This is a genomic window from Streptomyces sp. NPDC059900 (genome assembly GCF_050270335.1).
Lineage (GTDB): Bacteria > Actinomycetota > Actinomycetes > Streptomycetales > Streptomycetaceae > Streptomyces.
On record NZ_JBNNJZ010000042.1, the window covers coordinates 25,954 to 35,109 of the forward strand.

General features: G+C 72.4%; 9 protein-coding genes and 1 pseudogene. 5 read left to right on the top strand and 5 right to left on the bottom strand.

Features of this window, described 5'->3' with window-relative positions; genetic code table 11:
* Positions 1-15 precede the first annotated feature (15 nt).
* Positions 16-798: a GvpL/GvpF family gas vesicle protein gene (locus ACQKIP_RS09465; RefSeq protein ID WP_365855696.1), complete on the top strand. Its 783-nt coding sequence runs from the start codon at positions 16-18 to the stop codon at positions 796-798.
* A 62-nt stretch (positions 799-860) separates the two neighbouring features.
* Here ACQKIP_RS09465 and ACQKIP_RS09470 read toward each other — a convergent pair whose 3' ends face one another.
* The 3 genes from ACQKIP_RS09470 to ACQKIP_RS09480 all read right to left on the bottom strand — a co-directional run bounded on the left by ACQKIP_RS09470 (position 861) and on the right by ACQKIP_RS09480 (position 3,494).
* Positions 861-1,031 (bottom strand): hydrophobic protein, encoded by a 171-nt coding sequence (locus tag ACQKIP_RS09470; RefSeq protein ID WP_361830241.1) that lies wholly within the window; start codon positions 1,029-1,031, stop codon positions 861-863.
* Between the two features lie 82 nt (positions 1,032-1,113).
* A complete protein-coding gene (locus ACQKIP_RS09475; RefSeq protein WP_365855694.1) occupies positions 1,114-1,929 on the bottom strand; it encodes a class I SAM-dependent methyltransferase in 816 nt (271 codons plus the stop codon).
* A gap of 107 nt (positions 1,930-2,036) precedes the next feature.
* Positions 2,037-3,494 carry a bifunctional phosphatase PAP2/diacylglycerol kinase family protein gene (locus tag ACQKIP_RS09480; protein ID WP_365855692.1) on the bottom strand — a complete coding sequence of 486 codons (1,458 nt, stop codon included), beginning with the start codon at positions 3,492-3,494 and terminating at the stop codon, positions 2,037-2,039.
* Positions 3,495-3,692: 198 nt separating this feature from the next.
* Between ACQKIP_RS09480 and ACQKIP_RS09485 the strand changes: the two genes are divergently transcribed.
* From ACQKIP_RS09485 to ACQKIP_RS09495, 3 genes are all read left to right on the top strand, one after another.
* A complete protein-coding gene (locus tag ACQKIP_RS09485) occupies positions 3,693-5,312 on the top strand; it encodes an ABC-F family ATP-binding cassette domain-containing protein (protein WP_365855690.1) in 1,620 nt (539 codons plus the stop codon).
* 69 nt (positions 5,313-5,381) lie between these two features.
* A complete protein-coding gene (locus tag ACQKIP_RS09490; RefSeq protein ID WP_365855688.1) occupies positions 5,382-5,993 on the top strand; it encodes a TIGR03086 family metal-binding protein in 612 nt (203 codons plus the stop codon).
* Between the two features lie 43 nt (positions 5,994-6,036).
* On the top strand, positions 6,037-7,032 hold the full coding sequence (locus tag ACQKIP_RS09495) for an AraC family transcriptional regulator (protein ID WP_365855686.1): 996 nt from the start codon (positions 6,037-6,039) through the stop codon (positions 7,030-7,032).
* Between the two features lie 426 nt (positions 7,033-7,458).
* On the opposite strand, the gene ACQKIP_RS09500 is transcribed toward ACQKIP_RS09495, so the two are convergent.
* Positions 7,459-7,830, bottom strand: a complete 372-nt coding sequence (locus ACQKIP_RS09500; protein WP_365855684.1) for a CBS domain-containing protein — start codon at positions 7,828-7,830, stop codon at positions 7,459-7,461.
* Between the two features lie 259 nt (positions 7,831-8,089).
* On the opposite strand from ACQKIP_RS09500, the gene ACQKIP_RS09505 reads away from it, so the two are divergent.
* The gene (locus ACQKIP_RS09505; protein ID WP_365855682.1) at positions 8,090-8,887 is read left to right on the top strand and encodes an RNA polymerase sigma factor SigF; all 798 of its coding nucleotides are present in this window, start codon (positions 8,090-8,092) and stop codon (positions 8,885-8,887) included.
* On the opposite strand, the pseudogene ACQKIP_RS09510 reads toward ACQKIP_RS09505, so the two are convergent.
* Positions 8,884-9,156, bottom strand: a pseudogene (locus tag ACQKIP_RS09510) (hypothetical protein); the annotation flags it as partial. The gene ACQKIP_RS09505 and the pseudogene ACQKIP_RS09510 sit on opposite strands and share 4 nt — an antisense overlap.

Here is a 9,156-nt window from a genome sequence, read left to right on the forward strand (position 1 = left end):
TGAGGAGCGAGACCAGTGAGCACGTACATCTACGGCATCGTCGCCGGACCGCACCCGGAGCTGCCCGACCGTCCGGACACCCCCGACGTCATGGACGGTATCGGCGAACCGCCTCTCCCCGTCAGGATCGTGCGGTGCGGAGAGCTCGCCGCGCTGGTCAGCGATGTGCCCGAAGACCTGCGGCCCGGGCGGCGCGACCTGGAGGCCCACCACCGCGTCCTGTCCGAGGCAGGCGCTCCGGGCGCGGTGCTCCCGCTGCGCTTCGGCAGCCTCGCGCCCGACGACGAGGCGGTCCGTGCGGTCCTCGCGCAGCGGTACGGGCACTACACGGAGCGGCTGCACGCGCTGGACAGCCGGGTCGAGTACAACGTGAAGGCTTCCCACAACGAGCGGGCCGTCCTGCACCAGGTCCTGGGCGAGAACCCGGAACTGCGGGCCATGGTCGAGGCCAACCAGCTGCTCAAGGGCGGCAGTTACGAGCAGAAACTAGACCTCGGGGAGAAGGTCGCGGCGACCGTGCGGGCGCGTGAGGCGAGCGACGCCGACCATGTGCGGCGCGCCCTCGAACCGACCACCGAGGCGGTCTGCGCGGGACCCGAGGGGCCGGGCTGGCTCACCGACCTCTCCTTCCTCGTGCACCGCGACTCGGCCGGCGGCTTCCTCTGCGCGGTGGACGAACTCCGCACGGACCAGCCCCACTTGGACCTCCGGGTGCGGGGGCCGCTGCCCCCGTACAGCTTCGTCGATCCGGTAGTCGTGCCGGAAGCCGTGCCGGGACCGGACGAGCCCGCGGGCTGAGGCCCGCGGGCTCCGGGACATGCCGGCCGAGTGTGTCCGCTGTGGCTGCGCACGCCGACCGGCTACCAGCGGTACCAGCGGGACCTCGTCCCGGAGGCCGTCGTGCTGCGCATCAGGAATCCGACCAGCCAGATCACGAGCACGGCGACGGCGATCCACCAGAGAATCTTCACGGCGAACCCCGCACCGAAGAGAAGCAGGGCAAGCAGCAGGACGAGCAGGATGGGAACCATAGTGTCTACCTCCTGCTGACCCGAGTATCCCCAACTGCTCTGTCTACGCAGCCAATTGATGTCCTGTGTGCGCCCTCACGCGTCACTTGCGGCAGAGGATCTCCCCGTGCAGCACGGCGAACCAGCCGTCCTCGCGCTTTCCCCACTCCCGCCACGCGTCGGCGATGGCCCGCAGTTCACCGGCGTCGGCATGCCCGCCCTCGACGGCGCGTTCGGCGTACGAGGAGGCGACCGTGCGGTCCGCCCAGAGGCCGCTCCACCAGGCGCGCTCCTCCTGCGACGCGTAGCACCAGGTGCCCGCGCTCGCGGTGATGTCCCCGGCCCCGAAACCGGCCTCCAGCGCCCAGGCCTTGAGCCGGCGCCCCGCGTCCGGCTCGCCGCCGTTGGCGCGGGCCACCCGCAGATACAGGTCCAGCCAGTCGTCCATGACGGGGGATGCGGGGTACCACGTCATCGCCGAGTAGTCCGCGTCACGGGCGGCGATGATGCCGCCCGGCGCACAGACGCGCCGCATCTCGCTCAGGGCGCGCACCGGGTCGCCGACGTGCTGGAGCACCTGATGGGCGTGGACGACGCAGAACGTGTCGTCCGGATAGTCCAGGGCGTGCACGTCGGCGACGGCGAACTCCACGTTCTCCAGGCCCCGTTCGGCCGCCGTCGCGCGGGCGCGGTCCAGGATGCCGGGAGCGTGGTCGACGCCCGTGACGTGCCCGTCGGGGACCAGTTCGGCCAGGTCGGCGGTGATGGTGCCGGGCCCGCAGCCGATGTCCAGGATCCGCATGTGCGGCTTCACCGACTCGACGAGGTAGGCGGCCGAATTGGCGGCGGTCCGCCAGGTGTGGGAGCGCAGCACGGACTCGTGGTGTCCGTGCGTGTATACGGCGGTCTCCTCCGGCATGACGGGACTCCTTCATGTTCGCTGCCGCTCGCTGCGGTGCACCGAACGCTACGCCGTCATGTCGAATAATGAGACCCGCGTATCACTATGTGGTCAACGTCCAGTGCTCACCGCCCTGCGGGGAGGGGGCGGTACACGGTCAGCGCCTCGGGCAGCTTGTCGATGAGCAGCCCGCCGTGCACGGCGGTCACTTCACCGTCGTACGCCACCGCGGTCCCCTTCTCCAGGCCGTCGATGCGCAGCCGGGGCAGCCGCGCGGCGGCCTGCGCCGGCGAGCGCCTGACCGGCCCCGCGAGCGCCGCGGCGAGCAGCCGCGTGCCGGGCCTGCGGCCGCCGTGCACGACGCGTACGTCGAGCAGTCCGTCGGCCAGGTCGAGCCTGCGGCCGGGGGTGAACCCGAGCCGTTGATAGGTGCAGTTGCCGGCGAAGAGCAGCCACAACGCCCGCTGCCTGCCCCGGAATTCGGCGCTCAGCGGCTGCCGGTCGGAGTGCAGGAGCCGGGCGGCGGCGTAGACAGCGGCGGCCCGGCTGCCGATGCGGCGGGCCCAGTGGTCGCGCAGCCGCACCAGCTCGGGGTAGACACCGATGCTGAGGGCGTTGAGGAAGTAGCCCCGCGGGCCGCTCCCGGAGCTGAAACGCCCCACGTCCACGGCGACCGCGTCCCCCGCCTCGACGGCCCGGCACAGATCCCGCGGCTCCTCGATCCCGATGTCGTACGCGAAGTGGTTGAGGGTGCCGCCCGGCAGGACCGCGAGCGGCAGCCGGTGGCGCAGGGCGGCCGGCACCGCGGCGTTGACGGTGCCGTCACCGCCGCACACCCCGAGCACCCGCGCCCGCCCGGCGGCCTTCTCCAGCTCGGCCCCCAGCTCCTCGGGCCGGCACTCCACGACCTCGGCGAGCGGCAGGGCGTCGAGCAGCGCCGCGGTACGTTCCGGGGTGCGGGCGGCGGTGTTGCACAGGAGGACCAGGCCTTCGCCGCCGCGCAGTGCGGGAGCGTCGACCCGTGGCCTGCCCGGCGGCGGCAGCAGATCCCTGGTCGGCACCATGCCGCGCACCGCGAAGGCCGCACCGGCGCCGAGCGCGGCCCCCGCGAGGACGTCGCTGGGGAAGTGCACGCCGGTGTAGACGCGGGACAGCGCGACGGCGGCCGCGACGGGAGCGACACCGGCACCCCAGCCCCGCGACTCGAGGGCGACACCGGTGGCGAAGGCGGCGGCCGACGCGGAGTGCCCCGAGGGGAAGGACGTGGTGACCGGCTGCCGCTTGAGCTGACGCATCAGCGGCACCCCGTCGAGCAGCGGCCTCGCCCGGCGCACCGAGCGCTTGCCGAGGGTGTTGACGGCGGCGGAGGCGAACGCGAGCGACGTGCTCCCGCGCAGCGCGGCACGCCGTGCGCGGGGCGAGCCGGTCGCCGCTATCCCGGCGGCCACACCGAACCACAGCAGGCCGTGGTTCGCGCTGCGGCTGAGCCGGGGCAGGAGGCGGTCGCCGCCCGGCCAGTGCCGGGTGGCGACGGCTTCGAAGGTCTGGTGGTCCAGCGCGATGAGACGGGTTCGCAGAGGCATGGACGGCGAGTACCCCCGGCGGCTGGTTCCTCGCCCGCGCCGCCGGATACGTCGGAAAACCGACCCGCCCGGCGGCCGGGCGTCCGGCGTCCGGCAGCCGAGCGCCGGGGCCGGAGCGGAGGAGGACGGGGCCGGTCCCGGGGAGAGGGAGACGAAACGCATTTGCAGCAACGTGCACCGCCCACGGACAATCCCCGCATGGGACATCTGGAAGCCGCGCACATCGAGTACTACCTGCCGGACGGCCGAGCCCTGCTCGGCGATGTCTCCTTCCGGGTCGGTGAGGGAGCCGTCGTCGCCCTCGTCGGGGCCAACGGCGCGGGCAAGACCACGCTGCTGCGCCTCATCTCGGGCGAGATCCAGCCGCACGGCGGCACCGTCACGGTCAGCGGCGGCCTCGGCGTCATGCCGCAGTTCGTCGGCTCCGTGCGCGACGAGACGACCGTGCGCGACCTGCTCGTCTCCGTTTCCGGCCCCCGCATCCGCGAGACCGCGAAGGCCGTGGACGTCGCCGAACACCTGATCATGACCGTCGACGACGAGGCCGCCCAGCTCCAGTACGCCCAGGCGCTCTCCGACTGGGCCGAGGCGCACGGCTACGAGGCCGAGACGCTCTGGGACATGTGCACCACCGCCGCGCTCGGCATCCCGTACGACAAGGCGCAGTTCCGCGAGGTCCGCACGCTCTCCGGCGGCGAGCAGAAGCGCCTGGTGCTCGAAGCCCTGCTGCGCGGCGGCGACGAGGTGCTGCTCCTGGACGAGCCGGACAACTATCTCGACGTACCCGGAAAGCGCTGGCTGGAGGAGCGCCTGAAGGAGACCCGCAAGACCGTCCTGTTCGTCTCGCACGACCGCGAGCTCCTCTCCCGCGCCGCCGAGAAGATCGTCAGCGTCGAGCCGGGGCCCGCGGGCGCCGACGCCTGGGTGCACGGCGGCGGTTTCTCCACCTTCCACGAGGCGCGCAAAGAGCGGTTCGCGCGCTTCGAGGAGCTGCGCAGGCGCTGGGACGAGAAGCACGCCCAGCTGAAGAAGCTGGTGCTCAGCCTGCGCCAGGCCGCCTCCGTCAGCCATGAGCTCGCCTCGCGGTACGCCGCCGCGCAGACCCGCCTCCGCAAGTTCGAGGAGGCGGGACCGCCGCCCGAGCCGCCCCGCGAGCAGGACATCACCATGCGCCTGCACGGCGGCCGTACGGGCATCCGCGCGATCACCTGCAAGGGCCTCGAACTGACCGGCCTGATGAAGCCCTTCGACCTGGAGGTTTTCTACGGCGAGCGGGTGGCCGTCCTCGGCTCGAACGGCTCGGGCAAGTCGCACTTCCTGCGCCTTCTGGCGGGCGGCGACGTCGCGCACACCGGCGAGTGGAAGCTCGGCGCGCGTGTCGTGGCGGGCCACTTCGCGCAGACCCACGCCCACCCGGAGCTCTTCGGCCGCACGCTCCTCGACATCCTGTGGCGCGAGCACGCCCAGGCCAAGGGGCCCGCCATGGCGCGCCTTCGCCGGTACGAGCTCACCGGACAGGCCGAGCAGCGCTTCGAGCGGCTCTCGGGCGGCCAGCAGGCGCGCTTCCAGATCCTGCTCCTGGAGCTGGAGGGCTCCACGGCCCTGCTGCTCGACGAGCCCACCGACAACCTCGACCTCGAATCGGCCGAGGCGCTCCAGGACGGCCTTGAGGCGTACGAGGGGACGGTGCTCGCCGTGACGCACGACCGCTGGTTCTCCCGCTCCTTCGACCGCTATCTAGTCTTCGGCAGCGACGGTCTCGTGCGCGAGACGCAGGAGCCGGTGTGGGACGAGCGGCGCGTGGAGCGCGCGCGGTAGCAGCGCCGTCCGGCCGCGGAGGAACCGCACGCGGTAGCGCCTCCCGGCTCCGGGAGGACAATGGCAGGCATGGCAGACACGACTGGCACAGCGGGCCCGCCCGACCAGGCGGGCCACTCGCTCCTCGCCCGGCACGCGGCCGCCCTCGAACTGTTCACCGACCGTGTGCACGCGGTCGGCGGCGACCAGTGGGACGCGCAGACGCCGTGCACCGACTGGTCCGTGCACGACCTCGTCAACCACCTCACCGCCGAACAGCTGTGGGTGCCCTCACTCGTTCGTGACGGCGCCACCATCGAATCGGTCGGCGACGCCTTCGACGGCGACATGCTCGGCCCCGACCCGGTGGCCTCCTGGGACACGGCGGCCGAGGCGTCCCGTGAGGCGTTCTGCGAGCCGGGCGCCCTCGACCGCACGGTCCATCTCTCCTCCGGCGCCTCGGACGCGGACTTCTACTGCGGACAGATGATCAGCGACCTCGTCGTGCACTCCTGGGACCTCTCCCGGGCGATCGGCGCGGACGAAAAGCTTCCGGATGACCTCGTCTCCTTCTCGCTGCGGGAAATCAAGCCGTACGCTGCGGACTTGGCGAAGACCGGGCTCTTTGCCCCCGCGGTGGAACCACCACAGGGCGCCGACGAGCAGACGAAGCTGCTGAGTCTGCTGGGGCGCCGGGTGTAGCCGCGGGAAGCACGAGTGACGTCGGGGGAGCAGGTGGTCACACGTGAGTGCTGAGGCGTTGAGTACGTCCTTCAGGACCACGGACGTGGACGAGGCACGGCAGATGATCGGTGCCACGTTCTACAGCAATTTCATGGACGTCATCGACGGGCCGCGCGCCTTCAGGGCCGAGTTCGACATCGGACAGCTCGGCTCGCTCACCGTCGGCGAGCTGAGCTGCGGCGCCGACGTGCGGATGCGGCTCGGCGAACTGGGCGCCTACCACGTGAACATACTGCTCGGCGGGCACATGAGCTTCAGGCAGGGCGGCGGCGCGGGCACCGTCGCGACGGCGGAGCGTGCCGGGGTGTTCCAGCCGGTCGGCGACACGGTGGTGGAGCGGTGGACCGGGGACTGCCGGTTGCTCGCGGTCAAGATGGATCGCGAGGCGCTGGAGCAGCGTCTCGAGCAGCTCCTCGGCAGGGCCGTACGCGCCCCGCTGACGCTCGCCCCCGAACTCGACACCACCTGCGGTCCGGGCCGCAGCTGGAGCAGGCTCGTCACGACGGTCATGGAGGATCTGCGCGAGGAGCCGGCCGAGGGCGCGCAGGGGCAGCCGTCGCTCTACACGTCGCCGCTGGTGGCGGCGCCCCTCCAGGAGGCGATCCTGAACGGCCTGCTGCTCGCCGTCGAGCATCCCTTCCGCGCCGAACTCGCCGCTCCGGCCAGCAGATTGCGCCCGACGCCGGTCAAGCGCGCGATGGACGCCGTGCACGAGCGGCCGGAGCATCCGTTCACGCCCGCCGGGCTCGCCGCCGAGGCGCGGGTCGGGGTGCGCTGGCTCCAGGAGGCGTTCCGCCGCTACGTGGGCATGTCGCCCATGGCGTACGTACGGGACGTGCGGCTGACCCGGGTGCGCGACGAGCTGCGGGCGGCGGAGCCCGGTTCGCTCAGCGTGAGCGAGGTGGCGCACCGGTGGGGCTTCAGCCATCTGGGGAGGTTCGCCGAGCAGTACCACGCCCGGTTCGGGGAGCTGCCGTCCGAGACGCTGCGCAGCTGAACGGAGCACCGGTCCGGCCCTCGGACCGGGCGGGGTCCCGGCCCGGTCCGGAGGGAGCGGGTCCGGTTGCACGGGTGGTGCAGGGGGAGCGACCGGACCCGCGGCGCGGGCCCGGCCCCGCCGGAGGGCCGGGCCGGATCATCCCCGGAGGTCCGTCACGGCCGTTGCCCCGGGGCGGGTTATGGACCCATGGGCAGCGACCGGCCCAGCCGGTGACAGGTGAAACGATAAATCCTTCGCAGCCCGGGTCACGATCCGCTGAGCGCAGCCACTGTCCGCATAGCGCACGACCCCGCCGCGCGGACAGCTGTGCACGGGGGGGTATCCGGGCGGGCCCGCACAGGGGTTCTTCGGCCCGCACGGGTGTTCTGCGGGCTTCGGCCGGGTGTTCTCCGGGCCCGGTCCGGTCCTCAGGTCGTCAGGCCCTCAGGCCGACGCGGCGAGATCCGTGAGCGTCACCATGCCCACCGGCTGACCGTCCTCGACGACGGGCAGCCTGCGCACGGCGTTCTCCAGCATCAGGCTGACCGCCGATGCCACCGCGTCGTCCGGGGCCACCATCACGGGATCGGGCGTACAGACCGCCTGGGCGCTGACGGTGAGGGGATCGGCCCCGTCGGCGACGGCCCGCAGCGTGATGTCCCGGTCGGTGAGCACGCCGACCACCCGGCCGGAGGTGGCCACCAGGACATGGCCGACCCCCTGCGCACGCATCAGCTGCGCCGCTTCCACCAGTGAGGCATCGGGCCCGACCGCCACGATTCCCGGTGTCATGACGTCCCTTACGACAACAGCCATGGCTAGGCCTTTCTGTGGGGTGTCCGGGTCCCGCCGCAGTACCCCTGTGCGGCCGGTCCATGCGGGATTCGTGCCGGCGAAGCGGTCAGACCCCGTTTGTCGCCGGGTCCTCGGGGCAGGCGAACCGGACAGTGCTTCGGACAGGAGGCACGTCCGTGGGAGCGGCTCCGCTCGCCCGGGTGTGCCCGTCGCGGCCTCGCGCGCATCCCACGGTGACCCTTCAACCCAAGGCACCCCCCCGAGGGAGTTGCGACGCATCATGCGATCCGACGCGCGACAGACGAAGCGACATCCGCACGACGACGCCCCCGACACCGCGGCCGCTTTCCGCAGGCTGACCGAGATGCCGCACGGTCCCGAACGTGACGCACTGCGCCAGGAACTGGTCAAGGCCTGGCTGCCGATGGCCGAGCGGCTCGCGGGCCGGTTCCGCAACCGCGGCGAGGCCCTGGACGACTTGCGCCAGGTCGCGGCGCTCGGCCTGGTCAAGGCCGTCGACCGGTACGACCCCGAGCGCGGCAGCGCCTTCGAGAGCTATGCCGTGCCGACCGTCACCGGCGAGATCAAGCGCCACTTCCGTGACCACATGTGGACCCTGCACGTGCCGCGCCGCGTACAGGACCTGCGCAACCGGGTGCGGTTCGCCCGCCAGGAGCTGACCCAGACCGTCCCCGGCCGCGCGCCGACCCTCGTCGAGATCGCCGAGAAGGCGCAGCTGTCCGAGGAGGACGCGGCCGCCGGACTCGAAGCCCTGGACAGCTTCACCGCGCTCTCTCTGGACGCCGAACTGCCGGGCAGCGAGGACGGATACGCGCTGCGGGACGCGATCGGCGCGCCCGACCCCGCCCTCGACGTCGTCATCGACCGCGAGGCCGTCAAGCCGCGCATCGCCGCGCTGCCGGAGCGGGAACGCGACATCCTCTACATGCGTTTCTTCGGCGACATGACGCAGAGCCGCATCGCCGAGCAGCTCGGCATCTCCCAGATGCACGTCTCGCGGCTCATCAGCCGCTGCTGCGACCGGCTGCGCGACCAGGTCATGCAGGACGCGGCCTAATTCCCGGCCGGCCTGCCCCGGCCGGCGGCCCCGCCTCCCGCGCGCCGGGTCATGGCCAGCGCGATGTGACGCGACATCACGTCGACGGCCTGCGCCTCCGCCATCGAGAAGGCCAGCCGCGCCCCGCTCCTGAACAGCGTGAGGACGCCCTGTACCGGAGCGTCCGGACGTTCTCTCAGCGGCACGCACAGCAGGGACGTCACCTGTGCGCGGACCAGGACGGGGGCGCCGGAGGCGTCCCGTCCGAACGACTCCGGGTCCTCCGGACG

What these genes read in the sequence shown, in the direction of transcription:
- ACQKIP_RS09470 (WP_361830241.1), bottom strand. Translation starts at nt 1,031, where the DNA reads ATGGTTCCCATCCTGCTCGTCCTGCTGCTTGCCCTGCTTCTCTTCGGT.
- ACQKIP_RS09475 (WP_365855694.1), bottom strand. Translation starts at nt 1,929, where the DNA reads ATGCCGGAGGAGACCGCCGTATACACGCACGGACACCACGAGTCCGTG.
- ACQKIP_RS09480 (WP_365855692.1), bottom strand. Translation starts at nt 3,494, where the DNA reads ATGCCTCTGCGAACCCGTCTCATCGCGCTGGACCACCAGACCTTCGAA.
- ACQKIP_RS09485 (WP_365855690.1), top strand. Translation starts at nt 3,693, where the DNA reads ATGGGACATCTGGAAGCCGCGCACATCGAGTACTACCTGCCGGACGGC.
- ACQKIP_RS09490 (WP_365855688.1), top strand. Translation starts at nt 5,382, where the DNA reads ATGGCAGACACGACTGGCACAGCGGGCCCGCCCGACCAGGCGGGCCAC.
- ACQKIP_RS09500 (WP_365855684.1), bottom strand. Translation starts at nt 7,830, where the DNA reads ATGGCTGTTGTCGTAAGGGACGTCATGACACCGGGAATCGTGGCGGTC.
- ACQKIP_RS09505 (WP_365855682.1), top strand. Translation starts at nt 8,090, where the DNA reads ATGCGATCCGACGCGCGACAGACGAAGCGACATCCGCACGACGACGCC.